This is a genomic window from Nocardia sp. NPDC051052, assembly GCF_044456045.1.
GTDB lineage: Bacteria > Actinomycetota > Actinomycetes > Mycobacteriales > Mycobacteriaceae > Nocardia.
Genome location: NZ_JBITFL010000005.1, coordinates 119,349 through 138,661 on the forward strand (window position 1 = coordinate 119,349; position 19,313 = coordinate 138,661).

A 19,313-nucleotide genomic window follows, 5' to 3' on the forward strand; every position below is an offset into this window, starting at 1 on the left:
GTTGTGCCTGGTCAACGGTATCGGACGGGACGGATCGGAGAAAGTCGGCCGATCGTCGAGAACCGGCATCGGCGGCTCGGGATGCGCGAGCGGGTTTATTCGGCGGCGGCCTGGGCGCGCAGCTTAGCGGCCCGTTCGCGGGGGTCGTAGTCCGGCCCGACGCCCTCGATCAGCAGCAGATCGCCGTCGATGTGATCGGTGCGCAGCCGGATAATCGCCTGATACGCGGGGGAGCGGTACCACGCCCGTGCCGTGTCCAGATCGGGAAATTCGATCAGGACCATGCTGCCCGGCCAGTTGCCCTCCGCGATCTCGGCGGGCGGGCCGTGGATGACGAAGCGGCCGTGGAACGGATCCAAGGTGTCCTGAATGCGCTCCAGGTACTCGAGGATGTCGGCGTGCGGCCTGCGTGCGCGCAGGTGGGCGAAGCCGTAGGCGGCCATGTGCTGTTCCCTTGTTCGGTGGCGGCGTCGATCCGCGACGCCGATCCGAACGTATGCCGCGCAGTGCGACGGAACAATTACCTCGGAGGTAAGCACCGATCCGACTACCCCGCAACGAATTCCGCTCTACCGTCTCGATGCCCGCGGAACGTGTCGCTGATTCTCGCGACGTTCGGCCGACGAATCCGGTTCCGGCAATGGCACACTCGTTGAGGCCGTGAATCCTTCTGGCTGCCAAGGGCTTCAGCGACGCGCCGCCTCGGCGGGGCTGTCCGACGCCCTGATAGACACGGCGGCTGTTCACGCGGTACCGCGGCCCGATCCGGTAGCGCGAGTGACCGCGGCAACGGTTCGTCACCAGTCGCGGCTGACGCCCAACGACCACAGCCGCGGCCGCCGGTTCCACAGTGAACCGGCGGCACGCGGTGCAGATCAGTTAGTGGTTGTCCATCCGGCGCTGGTCGGCATTACGCCGATCGTCGTCCGACTGGCGCTGGTTCGGCATGCGCTGGCCGTCCGAGGGTGCGCCGGGGCGGTTCATGCCCTGGTTCTGGTTTTGATCCTGGCGCTGCTGTTGCTGCTGCCGATCCATCTGCCTCGGCATTTTCTTAGGCGTTTTCTTGGACTTTTCAGCCATCTCCACTCGGTCCTTTCCGGGGATTGATATTCGCCTAACGTCACTCACGATAGCGAGCCGCGAGCAATTCCGGAAGGGAAAGTGAAAAATGCCTGTCACACCGGCGATCCGACCGATATCCGCAGGTAGCGGCCGTATTGGTCGATTAAGGCTTGCGTGCTTCGATTAGAAATCGGGTCGAGTGGGCGACGAATGGACCGTGCGCTTCGATCTCGTCGTGCAGCGCGCGGAGGCGGTCCCGATACCCGTCCACGGTGAAGTCGGGGACCATCCACGGCACCTTCCGCAGGAAGTACGCGACCGCCCCGATATCGCCGAACTCGACGCGCAACCGTTCGTATCGGAGATCGACGATATCGAGTCCGGCGGCGGTCGCGGCGGCCCGATCATCATCGGGATTTCGGCGCTTACGAATTTCTTCCGTTTGTGCGCCGATGAAATACTCGACGAGTTCGAAAACACTTGCATCGCCGACGTGTTGCGCCAAATAGGTGCCGGACGGGCGCAGCACCCGCGCGATCTCGGACCACCACACGGTCACCGGATGCCGGCTACTCACCAGATCAAAGGCATTGTCCCCGAATGGCAACGGCGGCTCGTCGGAATCGGCGATCAGTGCTACACCCAAGGGGTGCAGCAGTTGCGTCGCCTTGGCGATGTTCGGCGGCCACGACTCGGTCGCCACCATCAGCGGCGGCAGGCTCCCGGCCCCGGCCAGCACCTCGCCGCCCCCGGTCTGAATATCCAGTGCCGCAGCGACTTTCCCCAGCCGCTCACCGAGCACCCGTTGATAGCCCCAGGACGGCCGCTGCTCGCTGGCCCGCCCGTCGAGCCACCCGAAATCCCAACCGGCGACGGAGACCGCACCGGCCTCCGCTACCAGATCCTCGAAGCTGCGTCCCATGCCCCGATTGTTGCCGAGCGGTTGCCGACACGGCAACAGGTTTCCTACCTTGGCAGCGGCAGGAACTCGACCGTCGCGCCGTCGTCGGCGTCGGCGGGCACGATGACCAGGCCGTCTCGGTCGACCAGGCCGCCGAGATGGGCGGTGCGGATGGTCGGGTCGCCGAGCCAGCCACCCTGCGGTGCGAAGCGGGCGGGAACGATGCGGGCGACCGGTCCCGATATCTCGGCGGCGTTGTGCAGCGGGCCGAGCAAGCGGTGACCGGCGGAGCCGCCGGTGCGGCCCTCGACCAGGGCGGGTACCAGCGCCATCAGGGTGGCCACGGCGGCGAACGGATTACCGGGCAGGCCGAGAACCGTAGTGCCCGAAGCCAGTTCGGCGACGACCGTGGAGCCACCAGGCCGTAGCCGTAGTCGCCGCACCAGGACTCGCGCCTCGGTGCGGTCCACCGCGGCGCGTAGCTGATCGGCCGCGCCACTGCCGGTCGCGCCGACGATCACCAGCAGGTCGCACTCGGGCGGCGCGGTGAGCACCTCGTCGAAGCCGTTCGGGGTGTCGCGTAGGTGCACCCGATCGGTGGTGCGTATCCCATACCAGGACAACAGGTCCGGCAGGATCGGCCCGATCGAGTCGCGGGTCTGGCCCGCGTGCAACGGACCCTCGCTGCGAATCTCGTCGCCGGTCATCACGATCCTGGCGCGGACCGGTCCGCGCACCGCCGCCGCGGTCACCTCGACGCTCGCCGCCGCGGAAATCAACGCCGCGGTGACCGGAGTCCCCTGCGGCGCAACGAGATCGCCGGGACAACGGTCCTCGCCTTGGCGGCGGATGTCGTCCCTGATCGGGGTGTCCGGCAGCCGATGCAGGCTGTCATCCGGTGCCACCCGGACGAATTCGTCGCGAAGCACACCGGTGGTGCCGTCCGGCACGTGCGCGCCGGTGGCGATGCGCACCGCCTCGCCGGGCAGCAGTCCCACCGGGCGCTGCCCACCGGCGAACCCGATATCGCGGCGCAACCGCCACGGTCCCTCGCCCGCCACCGCGTACCCGTCCATCGCGGACACGTCGAAGCGGGGCAGTGGCGCGGCGGCGGCCAGGGGCGCCGCGAGCGCCGCGCCGCGCACCGAGCGCAGGTCGGCCGTATAACTGGTCAGCCGGGAAAGGTTGTCGCGCAGGATGTTCCGTGCGTCGTCCAGGGAGAGCGCTGGCGCGGGCTCGGCGACCGAGGCGCGGGCCTGCCGTACCTGCTCGTCGGTATCGCAGTCGGCGACACCGGGCAGCGCGATGATCGCCGAATCGGCGGGAATCAGCGCCTTCATCGGCTGATTGATCAGCGAATCCAACCTGTCGAGCGCCGCCGCCAGCGCGGTCCGCCGCCACACTCCGATCAGGTACTGCGGCCGCCCCGACTCGTCCGCCGCGAACACCGCGTCGGCCCCGGATTCGCAGGTATGCCTGACCAATTCGGTGATCGACCAGGTGGACAGGAACGGCAGATCGGCCGCGAGCACCACCACCAGCGGCGCCGCCGACCCGAGCGATCGCAGCCCGGCCCCGATCGCCGCCACCGGCCCCGACCCCGGTGGCACCTCACGCGTCTGGGTGATCTCCGGCGGCAGCTCGGGCCGGTGCGGTCCGACCACGACGGTGTGCGCGCACGAGGCGACGGCGGCCAACGCGGCGTCGAGCATGGACCGACCACCGATGACGATCGCCGGTTTATCGACACCGCCCATCCGGCTGGCCCGTCCGCCCGCGAGCACGATCGCGTCGGCAGCGGTCACCGAGCACGGCCTCGGGGTAGGTACACCATGGCGGACATGCTAATTCGTCGCCGCCGCGAAGCCGGGAGGCGGGACGCGACTGCTTAGCTGAGCGAGTGGTCGCGCACCGGCCGGAGCAGGCAGAACTCGTTGGCCTCCGGATCGGCGAGGGTCAGGGTGGGTGCGATTGCCGGGGCCGCGCTGTCGCGATCGATCGGGGTAGCACCGGCGGCCCGCAGCCGGGCCACCTCGGCGGCCTGGTCGTCGAACGAGGCCAGATTCAGATGCAGCAGGTTGCGCCCGGACTTCTCCTCCGGCGTGCGCACGAACTCCAGCCACGACCCGAGCCCGGTCGCCGACCGCAGCCCGGCGACCCGCTCGCCGCCATGGGTGACCGGCCAGCCGGAGGCGGTGGCCCAGAATTGGGCCAGCCGCAGCGGGTCTCGGGTGTCCACCACAACGGCCGCGACCGCGCCGGTGTCCACGTACTGCTCGCGCGGCTCCAGCACACAGAATTCGTTGCCCTCGGGATCGCCGAGCACCACCCACGGCACCGCGCCCTGCCCGATGTCGACGCGGCGGGCGCCGAGCGACAGCGCGCGGTCCACCTGCAGGCGTTGATGATCGATCGAACGGCTGGCCAGGTCGAGGTGAATCCGGTTCTTGCCGTGCTTGGCTCGGGTAGCGGGCAGGAAGGCCAGGGCCAGGTCGGCACCGTCGGGGTCGGGGGCCGCCACGTCGACCTCTTCCGGGCGGTCGATGGTCACGGCCCAACCGAGCAGCTCGGCCCAGAAATCCGCGACGAGCCGCGGCCGGTCTGCATCGAACACGACACACGCCAGGCGGGTGGACATGGAGTAACGGTAACCGTCGGGCGGCGCGCCGGGTGTCCGTTTACGGAAACGGAAAACGCGCCGCCCGCAGGTTCACTCGGCCCTCACGAATCGGCACGCCCTCGGTCGCCAGCAGCCGCAGTTGCCGGTCGGCCAGATGCGCGGCGGGCTTGCCGCCCGCGCCGATGACCCGGTGCCACGGCAGGTCGGCGGCGTCGGTGCGCATGATCCAGCCGACGGTGCGCGGCGTGGAGAGTCCGGCGGCCGCGGCGATGTCACCGTAGGTCGCCACCCGGCCGGGCGGTATCGATGCCACCAGGGCTCGAACCCGCTCGACCTGATCGTCGGTGGTGGCCATCGCGCTCAGAGCACCGAGCGGATCAGCGCGGCGGTCTCGGCGGGCATGGCCTGCGGGATCATGTGATCGTTGTCCCACTCGTGCACGGTGAGGTGCTCGCCGAGGTGCGCGGTGAGCGCGGCGCGGAACGCGGGCGTGACGAACGGCGGCTGCACCTTCAGCGCCTGCACCAGCACCGTCGGCAGGCCCCGCGGCGGCAACACGAAGGGGCGGGCCAGCTGACCCCAATAGGAGGTGACCGCGGGCAGACTCATCCGCCAGGCGAAGCGGCCCTGCGGCGTCGGCACCAGATGTTCGGTGAGCTCGGCGGTCAGAATGCCGGGTGCCGCATCGGCCCACGCGGAGGCGAGTTTGTCTTCGCGGGCCCGGGCCACGGATTCGTAGTCGGGTTCGGCCAACAGTGATTCGGCGACGTCGCCGACCAGGTCGGGCGCGAGCGCGATGGCCGGATCGAGGAGCACAAGCTGCCGGACCAGGTCTGGGCGGCGTTGCGCGAGATATAACGCACTCGCGCCGCCGAACGAGTGCCCGACCACAGTCACCGGTTCCACCGTCTCCGCTTCGAGCAACTCGACCAGGTCCTCGACGACGGCCTCGAAGGTCCACGGCGGCAGCGCGCTCGATCGCCCGTGTCCGCGCAGGTCGGGAGCGATGATCCGGACGTCGGGGAGATGGTTGGCTGCCAGGTCTTCCCAGCGTTTGCCGTGGCCGGTCACACCGTGCAGGGCCAGCACGGCCGGTCCGGTCGCCGGGCCGAATCGATAGACATTCAGAGCAGACACCGGTCCATTCTGACCTGTGCCGCCCACGGCCGTTGGGCGAGTCGCGCGAGGGGGCCGTCGGCGTGTCGGTCGTGTCTGTTGCAATAGCCCGCGTGGTGCGATCGGATAGCGCGGTGCGACTTGTTCGCCGGAACGTGGCGGCACCCAGGCCGCGCGCCTGGGGTGCCGACGTGCGCGCGCTGTTCGACGCCGCGGCGGCGGCCGGTCCGACGCGTCCCGGGTGGCGGCCCTGGCAGGTGCTCGGCGGACCGGGCACGGGCAAGACGGCCCTGCTCGTCGATCTCGCGGCCGATCGCATCGCGGCGGGGGACGATCCGGAATCCGTGCTGGTCCTTGCCCATTCGAAGCAGGCGGCGAGCGCCGCCCGCGACGCCATCACCGCCCGCTTGAGTTCACCCACCCCGTCGGCTTCGCCTCCTGCCGTCCCCTTGAGCTCACCCACCCCGTCGACTCCGCCGCTGGCCGGCCCAGACTTCGAGGGCGGTGTACCCGGCGCGACCAGGGAGCCGCTGGCCCGCACCCTGCACTCCTACGCCTTCTCGGTGCTGCGCAGACACGCGACCGCGCACGGCAACCCGCCGCCGCGTTTGCTGACCGGTGCCGAGCAGGATGCGGTGCTGCGCGAAATGCTGCGCGGCGACCTGACCGACATCGCGGCGGGAGCGGACGGGCTGTGGCCGCAACGCCTGCAACCCGCGCTCGCGCTCGGTGGGTTCGCCGAACAGTTGCGCGATCTGATGCTGCGCGCCACCGAACGCGGCCTCGGTCCGGAGGATCTGGTGCGCCTCGGCCGCGAGCACGGTAAACCGGAGTGGGTGGCGGCGGGCAAGTTCGCGGTGCGGTATGAGCAGACGATGCTGTTGCGCTGGTCGGTGGGCGTCGAGGCGCCGGAGGCGACCGCGCCCGCGCTGGATGCCGCCGAACTGATCGGCGCCGCGCTCGACGCGCTCGCCGGTGACGCCGATCTGCTTGCCGCCGAACGGGCCCGGATCCGGTACCTGCTGGTCGACGACGCGCAGCATCTCGATCCGCAGGCCGCGATCCTGGTCAGGGCGATCGGGCACAGCGCGCACACCACCGTCGTCGCGGGCGACCCCGATCAGGGCATCTTCGCCTTCCGCGGCGCGGACGCGCGGTTCGTCGCCGACCTGGCCGAGCCGGACGGCCGGCGAATCGTGCTGCGGGACAACCATCGAGCGGGCGGACCGGTGCAGCTGGCGGTCGCCAGGGTGGCGGCCAAGTTGCCGGGCAGTGCGCCGCAACGCTTTTCGCTGCCGAAGCGGGCCGAGCAACCGGCCGACGACGGCACCGAGGTGCGGGTGCGGGTACTCGCCACCCCGGCGAAGGAGGCGGCGCTCATCGCCGACCACCTGCGCCGCGCGCACCTGACCGGCGGGGTGCCGTGGTCGCGGATGGCGGTGATCGTCCGCTCGGTGCCGCTGTCGTTGCCGCCGCTGCGTCGTGCGCTGCTCGCGGCGGGGGTGCCGGTGCAGCAGCCCGCGCTGGATACGCCGTTGGCGCGGCGGCGCGGTGCGGCCTGGATGCTGCTGTCGCTTAGGGCGGTGCTCGCGGGGGAGAAGGGGTCGGCGTTCGATCCGGAAGACGCGCTGGATCTGCTCGCGGGCCCGCTCGGCGGCGCCGATCAGATCACGCTGCGGCGGCTGCGCCGTGGCGTGCGGCGCAGCGTGCTGGAATCCGAGCGGAACCGGGCGCGGTCCGGGCGGGCGGCGCCGGAGAGCGAGCCGGAGCCCGAACGGATCATCGAAAGCTCGGAGCGCGGTTCCGGGCTGCCTGAACCGAGTCCAGGGACGCTCGAGCGGGACGCCGACGACGCCGATTGGTATGGCGTAGAGCCCGAATGGACCCCCGAAGACTCCGAATGGCGCGGCAGCGAGGCCGAGCAGGCCGCGGAAACAGCCGAACAGCCCGCTCCCGACTCCGACAGCTCCGAACCGGCCGCGGACGACGAGGAGCCCGCGGAGAGTTCCGAAGCGGGTGACGAGCCCGTCGAATTGCGGCACGGCATCGATCAATCCTCCGCGGAGGTGCTGCGGGATCTGCTGATCGGCGCCGGGGATTCGCGAATCCTGGATCGGCTGACCGATGTCGAGGCGGCACCGCTGCGGCGGGTGCTCGATGCGTTGGCACGGGCTCGCAAGGCGCGTCGTCGCGGGGCAGGTCTCGAGGATGTGCTGTGGGCGCTGTGGACGGCATCGCGGCTGGAGCGTCGCTGGGTCGGGCAGTCCGAACGCGGCGGCGCCGTCGGGATGCAGGCCGACCGCGATCTCGACGCCGCCGTCGGGCTGTTCGATGCCGCCGCGGGCTATGTGGACCGGCTGCCCCGCGCGAGCATCGAAGGATTCGTGGAATACCTGCTGCAGCAGGAGATTCCGAACGGCTCGGGGCCACGCACCGCGCCGAAGGAGGCCGTCGCCCTGCTCAGCGCGCACGCCGCCGCGGGTCGCGAATGGGATGTCGTCGCGGTTGCCGCTGTGCAGGAAGGGATTTGGCCGAACCCGCGGGCGCGCGGCACGCTGCTGAACACCGAGGACCTGGTCGACCTGACCGCCGGTGTCATCGACGGCGGCGAACAGGTGAGCCGCGCGGCGCCGATCCTGGCCGAGGAACGCAGGCTGTTGCTGGTCGCGTGCAGCAGGGCGCGGCGTTCGTTGCTGGTCACCGCGGTGGAATCGGTGTCGGGAGAACGGGATCTGGTGCCGTCGCGGTTCCTTGCCGAATTGCTCGGGCACGACGAAGACGGTGAACCGGGCGCGCTGCCGATCGCCGATCCCGGTCGCGCCCTGGTGATGCATTCGCTGGTGGCCGAATTGCGTGGCGCCGTCTGCGATCCCGAGTCCGACCCGGACCGCAGGCAACGCGCCGCGCACCAGTTGGCCCGGCTGGCCAGTGCCGGCGTGCCGGGTACCCATCCCGACGACTGGTATGGCACCGCCGAATTGAGCTCGCGGCGGACGCTGTGGGACGAGGACGACAGCGCCGTCGGCCTCTCGCCGTCCACCGTGGAACTGCTGCGCACCTGCCCGCTGCGCTGGGCGCTGGAACGGCACGGTGGCACCGACGGCGACAACCCGCACGCCGTCAAGGGCAATCTGGTGCACACGCTGGTGCAGGCGCTGGCCGGGCAGGTGCCCGAGGCGCAGGTGCGTGCCGCGCTCGACAAGGCCTGGCAGTCGGTCGATCCGGGGTCCGGCTGGCATTCCCGGCAGGAGCTGCGCCGCACCGAGACCATGCTGGAAACCTTCATGGCCTGGGTGCGCAACACCCGCGGCGAACTCACCCAGGCCGGGGTCGAGGTGCCGGTGGACTGCGTGCTGCCGCCGCGCACGGAAGACGAACGGCCCGTGCGGATTCGTGGCCGGGTGGACCGGCTGGAGCGGGATGCGCTCGGCCGCTTCGTGATCGTGGACGTGAAGACCGGGAAGTCGCCGGTCACCAAGCAGGCGGCGGTCGATCACGCGCAGCTGGCGACGTATCAGGTGGCGGCGGCGATGGGTGCGCTCGACGCGGCCACCGTGGAAGCGCGTGCGGAGGTGGGTGAATCAGGTTCCGTAGCAGGCGAATCGGATGCTGTGGATTCCGGCCAAGGTGAATTGGACGTCGCGCCAGGCGATTCGGAGACTGCGGACAAGTCGATTGCTGACGAGTCGGGTACGACCGGACCCGGCCTCGACGCGGACGAACAGGGCTCGGCCGCAGGTGAATCCGGCCCACTTGGCGAACCCGGCGGCGCCCGGTTGGTGTATGTCGCCAAGCCGAGCAGCAAGGAGGGCGCCACCCAGCGCATGCAACCGCCGCTCGACCCCGAAGCACTCGACAAGTGGCGCGACACCATTCACGACGCGGCCGCGGCCACCCAGGGCCCGAGCTACCTCGCCATGCGCAACGACGGTTGCCGCCACTGCCCGGTCTCCGGCAGCTGCCCCGTCCAGGACACCGGCAGGCAGGTGACCGACGAGTGAGGGATAAACGCTTCCGGGTACCGCTGCCGATCTGTGGGGCCGAGTGTCTTTGCTGCACAGTCATACCGGAGCGCGCGATCGATGCCGCGGCGCACTCGAATGTCGGGCGTCGTCGCGGTGCCACCCGGCGCGGGCGTCGTGCGCGGCCTGGCGGCCCGGGATCGTCGGTGTGCGACGCCGATGAGGCGCAGCCGTGACCGGCGGGCGGGTAACGCCGCATCAACTGGCCGACGCACTCGGCCTGCCGCCGCCCACCGACGAACAGGCGGCGGTGATCGCCGCGCCGCCCGGTCCGACACTGGTCGTCGCGGGCGCGGGCGCGGGCAAGACCGAGACGATGGCCGCCCGGGTCGTGTGGATGGTGGCCAACCGCCTGGTGCTGCCCGATGAGGTGCTCGGCCTGACCTTCACCCGAAAAGCCGCGCAGCAGTTGACCGCTCGCATCCGGACCCGGCTGGCCCGGCTGGCTGGCGCGCCGTTGTTGCGCGAGCTCGACCCGTCCGGTCAGCTGCGGGCACAGCTGTCCGGCGCGGAGCCGGAGATCAGCACCTACCACTCGTACGCGGGCAGGCTGCTCACCGAACACGGCCTGCTGCTGCCCGTGGAACCCTCGGCGACGCTGCTCACCCAGACCCAGCTCTGGCAGCTCGCCCACCAGGTGGTGCGGACCTGGGACGGCGACCTGGACACCGACCGCACCCCGGTCTCGGTCACCGAGGCGATCCTCGCCCTGTCCGGACAACTCGCAGAGCATCTGGTCGAGCCGGAACAGCTGGCCGAGGCGCACACCGACCTCGAAAAGCTGGTGCATACCCTGCCGCCCGGCCCACGCCAGCGCGGCGGGCCGAGCCAGACCCTGCTCGGCATCCTCCAGGTCCAGCGCGAACGCATCGCCTTGCTGCCGCTGGTCCAGCAGCTGGCCGACGCGTTACGCCGTCGCGGCGCACTAGATTTCGGCGCTCAGATGTCCCTGGCCGCCCGCCTCGCCGCCGAACACCCCGAGGTCGCCGCCGCTGAACGCACCCGCTTCCGGCTTGTGCTCCTCGATGAATACCAGGACACCGGTCACGCCCAACGCGTCCTGCTGGCCGCTCTGTTCGGTGGTGCTCCGGAGGCCGATCCGACGACCGGTGCCGAGCACCCTGCAGGAGCCGAATCGGCGTCAGCTGACGCCCAGGGTGGATCGCGTGCCGCCGAGCCCCGGTATGTCAGGCCGATGAGCGAGGAGTCCGGGCGACAACGAACCGGCAGGCAGCGCACCGCCAAGCCCGCGAATGCCGTTGCGGAGGAAGCGACATCGCGCCGACAGCGCCTGGCCGTCACGGCGGTCGGCGATCCGATGCAATCGATCTACGGATGGCGCGGCGCGTCCGCCGCGAACCTGCCGCGCTTTGCCACCGACTTTCCCATGGCACCCGGCGTTCCCGCGCCGACGCTGCCGCTGCTGACCAGTTGGCGCAATCCGCCCGAGGCCTTGGCGCTGGCGAATCTGGTCGCGGACCCGTTGCGCCGCAAGGCCATCGAGGGCGGCGGCGTGACCGTCGACGCCTTGCGGGCGAAACCCGATGCGGGGCCGGGCGTTGTCGCCCTGGCCTTGACCGAAACCGTTGCCGAGGAACGCGAGTGGCTGGCCATCCGGATCGCCGAGGAATGGTCGGCCCGCCGTGCCGCAGGGGAGCCGCCACCCACCTCCGCGGTGCTGGTGCGGCGCAACGCCGATGCGTCCCCGCTCGCCGAAGCGCTACGCGCGCAAGGGTTGCCGGTGGAGATCGTCGGCCTCGGCGGCCTGCTCGCCACACCCGAGGTCGCCGATATCGTCGCCACGCTGCGGTTGATCGCCGAACCCGGCTCCGGTAGCGCGGCCATGCGGGTGCTCACCGGCGCCCGCTGGCGGATCGGTGTCGCCGACATCGCGGCGCTGGCCCACCGCGCGCGCACCCTGTCGATCAGCCGCTTCACCAGCGGTGACGCACCGGAGATCACCGACGGGAGCACCCTGGCCGCGGCCTTGCGCGAGGTGGCGCCGGAGCCTGCCGAACAGGCGGGCTTGGCCGACGCGATCGCCGATCCTGGTCCGCGCGAACAGTATTCGGAGTCCGGCTTCGCCCGTATCCAGGCGCTGAGCAGGGAGCTCGGCGCATTACGCGAACGCAGCGGCCAGCTACTGACCGAGCTGGTCGCCGACGTGGAGCGCACCATCGGCGTCGGCGTGGAGACGCAGGCCCGCCGTGCCATGTCGGGCACCGGTGCCGGGCGCGAGCATCTGGACGCCTTCGCCGAAGTGGTCGCCGGGTACGCCGCCGACTCCGGTGCGGCGCTGAGCGGGTTGCTGTCCTTTCTCGCCGCTGCCGAGTCGGTCGAAAACGGCTTGGAGCCAGGCGAAGTCGAGGTCGCCAAGGATCGGGTGCAGGTGCTGACCGTGCACGCGGCAAAGGGGCTCGAGTGGGAGATCGTGTCGGTACCGCACGTGGTGCGCGGCGTGTTCCCGTCGGGCACCGCGTCGGGCACCTGGCTCGGCGCGCTCGCCGAACTGCCGACCAAATTGCGCGGCGACCGCCAACAGGACGACGCGGCCGAGGGCGTCCCCGTCCTCGACCTGGCCGACCTGTACGACCGCGCCGACCTCGAGCGCGCCATCAAGTCACACAAGGAGGCGCTGGAACGCCGCCGCATCGACGAAGAGCGCCGCCTGTTCTACGTCGCACTCACCAGAACCGAACGCGTGCTGCTCGTTTCGTCGCACCACTGGGCGGAAACCGGAACCTCCCCCAAGGGCCCGTCCGACTTCCTGCTGGAACTGAAGCACGCCAGCGAATCCGCCGACAGCCCGGCCGACGGCGTCGTCGACATCGCCCGCTGGGACGACCCACCGGAGCACGACGCGGTGAACCCGTTCACGGACAACCCCGCCACCGCCGAATGGCCGCGCGATCCCCTCGGCAACCGCCGCGACCCCATCGAACAGGGTGCCGCTCTGGTGCGCGCCGCTCTTGTCGAACTCCGCGCCGAGCCCGCCGCACCGCGAGACTCCGCGAAAGACGTCACCATCGGAAAACCGGACGCCGGTTCGGCGCTCGACCAGGCCCCCGAGGGACTCTTCGACGAAACCACCTTTGCGACAGACGAATTCAGCGAGCCCTACCCCTTCGAGCCGCCGGACGACATCGATGCCCTGCCACCGGACCCCATGGACGATCCCGGTCCCGCAGCCGCCGAGCCCCCGCACCTCGGCGCCGTCCCGCCCGACCCCATGCACGAGCGCATCTCCGACGAGGACATCGCCTTTGCCGCAGCGGAATTCATCGACGACTACCCGCTCGGCCCGACACCGGACCCCGACGACCCCGACGGCTGGGCCGCCGACGTCGACGCCCTACTCGCCGAATTCGAATCCGAGCAGGCCGCCGCCGAAGAGGTCGAACTGCCCGGCCAGATCGCCGCGACCGCGCTGGTGGAGATGCGCGCCGACCCGACGAAACTCGCTGCCCGCCTGCGCCGTCCGCTCCCGTTCCCGCCGAGCCCGCTGGCCCGCCGCGGCACCGCGTTCCACGCCTGGGTGCAGCGCTGGTTCGGTGCCACCCGCCTGCTCGGCCTCGACGAACTCCCCGGCGCGGCCGACGGCGCCGCGGCCGACGCGGGTGTCGACGACGAGCTGACTGCCATGCAGGACGCGTTCCTGAATTCCTCGTGGGCCAACCGTAGCCCGATCGACGTGGAGGTCCCGTTCGAAACCTCCCTGGCGGGCACCGTGATTCGCGGCCGGATGGACGCGGTGTTCGCCGAGCCCGGCGGCGGCTGGATCGTGGTCGACTGGAAGACCGGCGCCGAGCCGACCCCCGCCGAGGAGCCCGCGGTCGCCATGCAGCTCGCCGTCTATCGGCTGGCCTGGGCCAGGCTGATGGCGTCCAGGGAGGGCAGACCCGAGCAGGAGATGCTCGAACGCATCGGTGCCGCTTTCCATTACGTGCGCACCGGCCGCACCATCGCCCCCGCCGAGCTGGCCGGGGCCGCCGAACTGGCCGAGCTGATCAGGAATTCCGCGCCGACCGGCTCACCTTCAACGCCTGGGTGATCAGCGGGATCTGCAGCGGCAGTCGCAGCACCGTCCCGATCTTGAACAGCTGCGAGGCCTTCTTGTTGCCGAGCGTGTCTACGGTCATCTGCACGTTGGCCGGGAGGACCGCGAGGAACAGCAGCGCGGCCAGCCGCCCGCCGAGGCCGCGGGTCCGCGGGAGCGCCAGCGCGGCGGCGACGCCGAGCTCGGCGACGCCCGAGGCGTAGGTGTAGTTCCTCGGCTCGCCGGGCAGGGCCTTCGGCACGATCGAATCGAAGGGCTTCGGCATGACGAAATGCAGCACCCCACTGCCGAACAACAGGGCGGCGAGGGCCAATGCGGGCCGTCGCCCGGAGTTGCGGACGGGGGCGAGTGCGTTTTCTGCCATGAGGCACCTTTGCATTCATCGGGTGTTCGCGTCGAGGCCGGGTGGTAGCGCGGGCAGCAGGTAGGCTCCCGTGCTGTGCTGGCGGGACAAGCAATGCCGGAGACATCCGGCACGAGAAATATCAGGGCGGGTGCGTCCGGTGTTCGGTGATCGAGCGCGCACGCTCGGGCTGTCGAATCGCCCGCATTTCGCCCTGGTCGGCGTGCTGCGCATCCCGGAAGTCCAGAGCAGCCCGTGGATTTCGCTGTCGCGCCGGGTGCTGTTCGCGGTCGCGCTGCTGTTCGCCGCGGCCCTGGTGGTCTACGTCGGCCGCGACGGCTACCACGACAACGCGGGCGACCCGCTCGGCTTCCTCGACGCGTTCTATTACGCGACGGTGTCGCTGTCCACCACCGGTTACGGCGATATCGCCCCGGTGACGGCCGAGGCCCGGCTGGTGAACATCGTCATCATCACCCCGCTGCGCATCCTCTTCCTCATCGTTCTCGTCGGTACCACCCTCGGCGTGCTGACGGAACGGTCCCGGCAGGCTTTCAAGATTCAGCGATGGAGGCACAGCGTGCGCAATCACACCGTGGTCGTCGGATACGGCACGAAGGGCCGTACCGCGATCGACGCCATGCTCGGCGACAACGTGCAGCCCGCCGACATCGTGGTGGTGGACACCGATGTCGTCGCGCTGGACGCGGCCGCCAACGCGGGCCTGGTGACGGTGCACGGTTCGGCGACCCAATCCGACGTGCAGCGGCTGGCCGGCGTGCAGAACGCGTCCTCGGTGGTGGTCGCGACCAATCGGGACGACACCGCGGTGCTGGTCACCCTCACCGCCCGCGAGCTCACCAAGAGCGCCAAGATCGTGGTCTCGATTCGCGAGGCGGAGAACACCCATCTGGTCCGCCAGTCCGGCGCCGACTCGGTGGTGGTCTCCTCGGAGACCGCGGGCCGGTTGCTCGGCATCGCGACGACCACGCCGTCGGTGGTCGAGATGATGGAAGACCTGCTCACCCCGGAGGAGGGGTTCGCGATCGCCGAGCGCGAGGTGGAGTCCACCGAAATCGGTGGCTCGCCACGGCATCTGGGCGACATCGTGCTCGGTGTGGTGCGGGCCGGCGTGCTGGCCAGGGTGGGCGAGCCGGAGGTCGACTCGCTCGAGGCGGGGGACAAGCTGCTCTACATCCGCCGCGCGGCCAAGTAAGGCCGCGCGAGGGGCGCCGGGGGTACGGCGCGATAGTCTCGGTGGGTGCCGGTCTTTCAGCTCAATGGTGTTCCCTTGCTGTCCCGTCCTGTGCTCGATCGCGCCGAGGAGACGCGGGCCGACGCGCAGGCTCTCCAGGAGGGTTGGCGCGACGCCAAGCTGCTGCGGGTGAACGCCCGCGGCCAGGTCAGATACGAAGACGGCGCGCTCGTCCTGGACAAGGCGATCGACCTCGCGCCCGAGCCGAGTCCCGAGGCGGTGTTCCTCGGTATCGACGGCGGCACCCACCTGTGGGCCGTGCGCGACCGGGAGCTGCAGGGCTCGCTGACCGACCTGCGCGGCATGTCGAACACGGTCGACGATCTCACCGCGGCCGTCCTCTCCACCGCGGTCGCCCTGCTGAACTGGCACGACAAGGCCGGATTCAACAGCGCCGACGGCACGGTGACCACGCTGAGCAAGGCCGGTTGGTCGCGGGTGACCGAAGGCGGCTACGAGGAGTTCCCGCGGATCGACCCCGCGGTCATCTGCCTGATCCACGACGGTGGCGACCAGGTGCTGCTCGCGCGGCAGCACAGCTGGCCGGAGACGCTGTTCTCGCTGCTCGCCGGGTTTGTCGAGGCGGGCGAGTCGCTGGAGCGGTGCGTCGAGCGGGAGATCAAGGAAGAGGTCGGCGTCGATGTGCGCGACATCAACTACCTGGGCAGTCAGCCGTGGCCGTTCCCCCGGTCGCTGATGCTCGGGTTCGCCGCGGTCGGCGATCCGGCGCAGCCGCTGGTCTTTTCCGACGGTGAGATCGCCGAGGCGCACTGGTTCAGCCGCGCGGAGGTGCGCGAGGCGTTGAACGCCGGTGACTGGTCGGCGCAGGGCACGGGCGCGCGCCTGTTGCTGCCGGGTTCCATCTCCATCGCCCGCACCATCATGGAGTCCTGGGCCGCGCTCGACTGAGCGCGAAAAAGTCCGCTGCGGGCCGGTCGGCCCGCGCGGAGGGACGGAACTACGTGGTGATCAGGCCAGTGCGGCCAGCGCCTGCTTGACGGCAACCAGGGTCGGGTTGGTCGCGGTCGAGCCGTCCGAGAATTTCACCGTCGGCACCACATGGTTGCCACCGTTGACGCTGCCCACGAACTCGGCCGATGCCGGATCTTGTTCGATGTCGATCTCGATGTAGCTGATACCGGACTCGTCCAGCTGCTTCTTCAGCCTGCGGCAGTAGCCGCACCAGGTGGTCGAGTACATCGTCAGGTCGGGCGTCGCGTCAGTCACGGATTGTGCAACGCCGATCAGGTCGCCGGTGTTCCAGTCAAGTCTTTTTCCGCTACCTCTTGCGTTGATTTTAGTAAGCGCGCATACTAATCCCATGACGATCATTGCCAACGCGCAAGCCAGCTCGACCGCACCAGCCGCCGCCTTCTTCGCCAAGTGGGCGGACATGGCCACCTGGCCGGAATGGAACAACGACACCGAATGGGTTCGACTCGACGGCCCGTTCGTCCAGGGCGCCACGGGGACGTTGAAGCCGAAGGGCGGGCCGAAGGTGCCGTTCGTCGTCGAGCGGCTCAACGACACCGAATTCGTCGACGTCTCCAAGCTCATCGGCGCCCGGCTCACCTTCGACCACCAGATCACCGAGGCCGATGGCCGGACCACGATCAGCGTCACCGTCTCGATCGACGGACCGCTGCGCTGGCTCTGGACCAAGGTGATGGGCGGCGACCTCGCCAAGTCGGTGCGGCCCGACCTCGACGCGCTCATCGTCGTCGCCGAGGGGGTGCGGGCATGACCAGGTATTGGTTGGGTGTGGTGTCCAAGGAGCACGTGCTGCGCGGCGTCGAACTCGGCTTCGCGCAGGCCAATCACGGCAAGCGCACGTCCGTCGAACGCATGCAGCCCGGCGACACGCTCATCTACTACTCGCCGCGCGAGGGCATCCGCTCCGGCGCTCAGGTCCGCGCGTTCACCGCGATCGGCATCATCGATGACCGCCCCGCCTGGCAGGCCGACCCGGTCGAGCTGCCGGACGGCGGCTGCTTCCAGCCGTGGCGCCGGTCGGTCAGCTACCGGACCGAGGCCAAGGAGACGGCGATCGACGAGCTGCGCGACGAGCTCGATCTGACCAGCTCACCGAACTGGGGAATGGTTTTGCGGCGCGGCCTGATAGAACTCACCGCACACGATCATGCGGTGATCGCGAAAGCGATGACCGGCGAGTGAGGGAGGCCGATGAGGAATGAGGGGCTACGCACCGAGTTCGAGCAGGCCGACGAAAGTCCTGGATTGTTGCTCTGGCAGGTGACCAATCGGTGGCAGGCGGCACAGCGCGCGGCGCTCGCGCCGTTCGACCTCACCCACGTGCAGTTCGTGCTGCTCGCCTCGCTCACCTACCTCACGGTGGCAGGCGACCCGGTGATGCAGCGCGACCTCGCCGCGCAGGCCGCCACCGACCCGATGATGACCTCCCAGGTGTTGCGCGCGCTCGAACAGAAAGGCCTGGTCGAGCGCCGCGATCACCCGAGCGATCGGCGGGCGAAGTCGCTGGTGCCCACCGAAGCCGGTGCGGCACTGGCGAATCGGGCGGTGGTCGTGGTGGAGGCCTGCGATCGCGAGTTCTTCGGCCCGCTCGGCACGCGGACCGGGCAGTTCGCCACCGACCTACGCAGCCTGCGGCGGCTATAAGACCTCGTCGATCCCGAGGCCGTGGTGCGGCCACGGCGTCCGGCGTGGCCGGTCGGGACCGGATCCGGCGCCCCATTGACCCGCGGCGTGCGTCTGGCACAGCAGCGCCCAAAGGCACAGGGCCACAACCCCGTACACCAGGCCGAGCGCCCCGATACGCGGTCCGAAGGCGCCGAGCACCACCGCGAGCACCGCACACGGCAGCGGCCAGGTCAGCACCCAGCGCCACCCGGCCCCGCTGCGCGCGCCACCGAGCCCGGTGATGATGAAATACGCCGACGCACCGCCGGCCAGCGACCAGCCGATGCCGGTGGAGACGTGTCCCTGCGCGTGTTCGACGGCCAGCCCGAGACCGGCCGTGATCGTGGCGATCGCGCCGGTGACCCAGCAGTGCATGGCCATGACGTGCTGCCTCGGTATCGACCCGTCCGACTCCGCACCCGTCATCAGGCGCGGCACGAAGCCGTACAGCAGGGTCAATGCCCACATGCTCGCCAGCACCACGAACGCACCGAAGCCGAGGGCGAGCACCTGCACATTCCACGTCACCCCACCCACCGCGCCGATCACCGCGATGACACCCTCACCGAGCACGATGATCACGTACAGGCCGAGCCGCTCGCCGAGATGCGCCGGATTGGTGTGCAGCGCCTTGACTTTCGGCGGCTCGATCCCCTTGAAGCGGCGCGAGTTGCGCACCCGGCGGTCGATCGCCTCCTGTGCGCCCGCCATCATCTGTTCGCCGGTCAGCGCGAACATCAGCCACAGATCCAGGGCGAGGCCGAGCGCCCACAGCCAGTACTTCCACGGTTCGGGCACCCAGAGCGAGGCGATCCACGGCAGCACGCCGATGGACAGCTGGGTGATCGGCCAGTCGACCATCAGCCTGCCGCGCCCCCATACCTGCGCGGCCACCATGCGCACCAGCACGTAGACCGCCGCGAACGTGGTCGCGTGCCGGTCCGGGATGCCGGTGACCGCCGCCGCCATCACGCCGAGGCCGAGCATCGCCCCGAGCATCAGATAGATCCTGGTGTGATCGCGGGCGATGTTGCCGTACAGCATGATGCACGCCCAGACCGTCCAAAAAGCCAGGTAGAGCAGGACGTACAGGGCGAAGTCGCCGAGCGAGGGGCCGCGATGCAGCAGATGGGTGAGCTGACCGATGCCTGCGACCGCGACGAGGTCGAAGAACAGCTCCATCCAGGTCGCGTGCCGGTCGGTCGGTTGCGCGTCGGTCGACGGCGTGTCGTGTGCCACGAGGGGACAGTATTGCGCGCGCGGCGAGAGTTGTCGGCGG

17 protein-coding genes are annotated in these 19,313 nt (G+C 70.1%); 8 read left to right on the forward strand and 9 right to left on the reverse strand.

The window, feature by feature from the left end; genetic code table 11:
• Positions 1–95: 95 nt before the first annotated feature.
• The gene (locus ACIBCN_RS18090; protein ID WP_396992702.1) at positions 96–443 is read right to left on the reverse strand and encodes a DUF1330 domain-containing protein; all 348 of its coding nucleotides are present in this window, start codon (positions 441–443) and stop codon (positions 96–98) included.
• Positions 444–777: 334 nt separating this feature from the next.
• Here ACIBCN_RS18090 and ACIBCN_RS18095 point away from each other — a divergent pair, with 334 nt between their 5' ends.
• On the forward strand, positions 778–1,107 hold the full coding sequence (locus ACIBCN_RS18095) for a hypothetical protein (protein ID WP_396992703.1): 330 nt from the start codon (positions 778–780) through the stop codon (positions 1,105–1,107).
• 118 nt (positions 1,108–1,225) lie between these two features.
• On the opposite strand, the gene ACIBCN_RS18100 is transcribed toward ACIBCN_RS18095, so the two are convergent.
• The 5 genes from ACIBCN_RS18100 to ACIBCN_RS18120 all read right to left on the reverse strand — a co-directional run bounded on the left by ACIBCN_RS18100 (position 1,226) and on the right by ACIBCN_RS18120 (position 5,720).
• Entirely contained in the window at positions 1,226–1,984 is a 759-nt protein-coding gene (locus ACIBCN_RS18100) for a methyltransferase domain-containing protein (RefSeq protein WP_396992705.1), read from the reverse strand.
• A gap of 44 nt (positions 1,985–2,028) precedes the next feature.
• A complete protein-coding gene (locus tag ACIBCN_RS18105) occupies positions 2,029–3,768 on the reverse strand; it encodes an NTP transferase domain-containing protein (protein WP_396992706.1) in 1,740 nt (579 codons plus the stop codon).
• Positions 3,769–3,851: 83 nt separating this feature from the next.
• Entirely contained in the window at positions 3,852–4,601 is a 750-nt protein-coding gene (locus tag ACIBCN_RS18110) for a VOC family protein (RefSeq protein ID WP_396992707.1), read from the reverse strand.
• 40 nt (positions 4,602–4,641) lie between these two features.
• A complete protein-coding gene (locus ACIBCN_RS18115) occupies positions 4,642–4,938 on the reverse strand; it encodes an MGMT family protein (RefSeq protein ID WP_357380677.1) in 297 nt (98 codons plus the stop codon).
• Positions 4,939–4,943: 5 nt separating this feature from the next.
• Positions 4,944–5,720 carry an alpha/beta fold hydrolase gene (locus ACIBCN_RS18120; protein ID WP_396992708.1) on the reverse strand — a complete coding sequence of 259 codons (777 nt, stop codon included), beginning with the start codon at positions 5,718–5,720 and terminating at the stop codon, positions 4,944–4,946.
• 95 nt (positions 5,721–5,815) lie between these two features.
• Here ACIBCN_RS18120 and ACIBCN_RS18125 point away from each other — a divergent pair, with 95 nt between their 5' ends.
• Together ACIBCN_RS18125 and ACIBCN_RS18130 are read left to right on the forward strand one after the other, a co-directional pair.
• Complete coding sequence (locus tag ACIBCN_RS18125) at positions 5,816–9,700, forward strand: ATP-dependent helicase (RefSeq protein ID WP_396993303.1); 3,885 nt, start codon at positions 5,816–5,818, stop codon at positions 9,698–9,700.
• Between the two features lie 193 nt (positions 9,701–9,893).
• Positions 9,894–13,772, forward strand: a complete 3,879-nt coding sequence (locus tag ACIBCN_RS18130; protein WP_396992709.1) for a UvrD-helicase domain-containing protein — start codon at positions 9,894–9,896, stop codon at positions 13,770–13,772.
• Here the strand turns inward: ACIBCN_RS18130 and ACIBCN_RS18135 are convergent.
• Positions 13,729–14,142 (reverse strand): hypothetical protein, encoded by a 414-nt coding sequence (locus ACIBCN_RS18135; protein ID WP_396992710.1) that lies wholly within the window; start codon positions 14,140–14,142, stop codon positions 13,729–13,731. The genes ACIBCN_RS18130 and ACIBCN_RS18135 overlap by 44 nt on opposite strands.
• Before the next feature lie 139 nt (positions 14,143–14,281).
• Between ACIBCN_RS18135 and ACIBCN_RS18140 the strand changes: the two genes are divergently transcribed.
• Both ACIBCN_RS18140 and nudC read left to right on the forward strand, forming a co-directional pair.
• Entirely contained in the window at positions 14,282–15,337 is a 1,056-nt protein-coding gene (locus ACIBCN_RS18140) for a potassium channel family protein (RefSeq protein WP_396992711.1), read from the forward strand.
• 45 nt (positions 15,338–15,382) lie between these two features.
• Complete coding sequence (gene nudC / locus ACIBCN_RS18145) at positions 15,383–16,285, forward strand: NAD(+) diphosphatase (RefSeq protein WP_396992712.1); 903 nt, start codon at positions 15,383–15,385, stop codon at positions 16,283–16,285.
• A 60-nt stretch (positions 16,286–16,345) separates the two neighbouring features.
• On the opposite strand, the gene ACIBCN_RS18150 is transcribed toward nudC, so the two are convergent.
• On the reverse strand, positions 16,346–16,576 hold the full coding sequence (locus tag ACIBCN_RS18150; RefSeq protein WP_396993304.1) for a mycoredoxin: 231 nt from the start codon (positions 16,574–16,576) through the stop codon (positions 16,346–16,348).
• Between the two features lie 121 nt (positions 16,577–16,697).
• Between ACIBCN_RS18150 and ACIBCN_RS18155 the strand changes: the two genes are divergently transcribed.
• From ACIBCN_RS18155 to ACIBCN_RS18165, 3 genes are read left to right on the forward strand one after another with little or no spacing between them, the layout of a single operon-like run.
• Positions 16,698–17,120 carry a hypothetical protein gene (locus ACIBCN_RS18155; RefSeq protein WP_396992713.1) on the forward strand — a complete coding sequence of 141 codons (423 nt, stop codon included), beginning with the start codon at positions 16,698–16,700 and terminating at the stop codon, positions 17,118–17,120.
• Positions 17,117–17,551, forward strand: coding sequence for an EVE domain-containing protein (locus ACIBCN_RS18160; protein WP_396992714.1), 435 nt, complete (start codon positions 17,117–17,119; stop codon positions 17,549–17,551). Before ACIBCN_RS18155 ends, ACIBCN_RS18160 begins: the two co-directional genes overlap by 4 nt.
• Before the next feature lie 9 nt (positions 17,552–17,560).
• Positions 17,561–18,013: a MarR family winged helix-turn-helix transcriptional regulator gene (locus tag ACIBCN_RS18165; RefSeq protein WP_396992715.1), complete on the forward strand. Its 453-nt coding sequence runs from the start codon at positions 17,561–17,563 to the stop codon at positions 18,011–18,013.
• On the opposite strand, the gene ACIBCN_RS18170 is transcribed toward ACIBCN_RS18165, so the two are convergent.
• Positions 18,008–19,273 (reverse strand): low temperature requirement protein A, encoded by a 1,266-nt coding sequence (locus ACIBCN_RS18170; RefSeq protein WP_396992716.1) that lies wholly within the window; start codon positions 19,271–19,273, stop codon positions 18,008–18,010. The two genes, ACIBCN_RS18165 and ACIBCN_RS18170, sit on opposite strands and share 6 nt — an antisense overlap.
• Positions 19,274–19,313: the final 40 nt, after the last annotated feature.

Coding starts and splice junctions, on each gene's coding strand:
- ACIBCN_RS18090 (WP_396992702.1), bottom strand. CDS start 443: ATGGCCGCCTACGGCTTCGCCCACCTGCGCGCACGCAGGCCGCACGCC.
- ACIBCN_RS18100 (WP_396992705.1), bottom strand. CDS start 1,984: ATGGGACGCAGCTTCGAGGATCTGGTAGCGGAGGCCGGTGCGGTCTCC.
- ACIBCN_RS18110 (WP_396992707.1), bottom strand. CDS start 4,601: ATGTCCACCCGCCTGGCGTGTGTCGTGTTCGATGCAGACCGGCCGCGG.
- ACIBCN_RS18115 (WP_357380677.1), bottom strand. CDS start 4,938: ATGGCCACCACCGACGATCAGGTCGAGCGGGTTCGAGCCCTGGTGGCA.
- ACIBCN_RS18135 (WP_396992710.1), bottom strand. CDS start 14,142: ATGGCAGAAAACGCACTCGCCCCCGTCCGCAACTCCGGGCGACGGCCC.
- ACIBCN_RS18150 (WP_396993304.1), bottom strand. CDS start 16,576: ATGTACTCGACCACCTGGTGCGGCTACTGCCGCAGGCTGAAGAAGCAG.
- ACIBCN_RS18155 (WP_396992713.1), top strand. CDS start 16,698: ATGACGATCATTGCCAACGCGCAAGCCAGCTCGACCGCACCAGCCGCC.
- ACIBCN_RS18160 (WP_396992714.1), top strand. CDS start 17,117: ATGACCAGGTATTGGTTGGGTGTGGTGTCCAAGGAGCACGTGCTGCGC.
- ACIBCN_RS18165 (WP_396992715.1), top strand. CDS start 17,561: ATGAGGAATGAGGGGCTACGCACCGAGTTCGAGCAGGCCGACGAAAGT.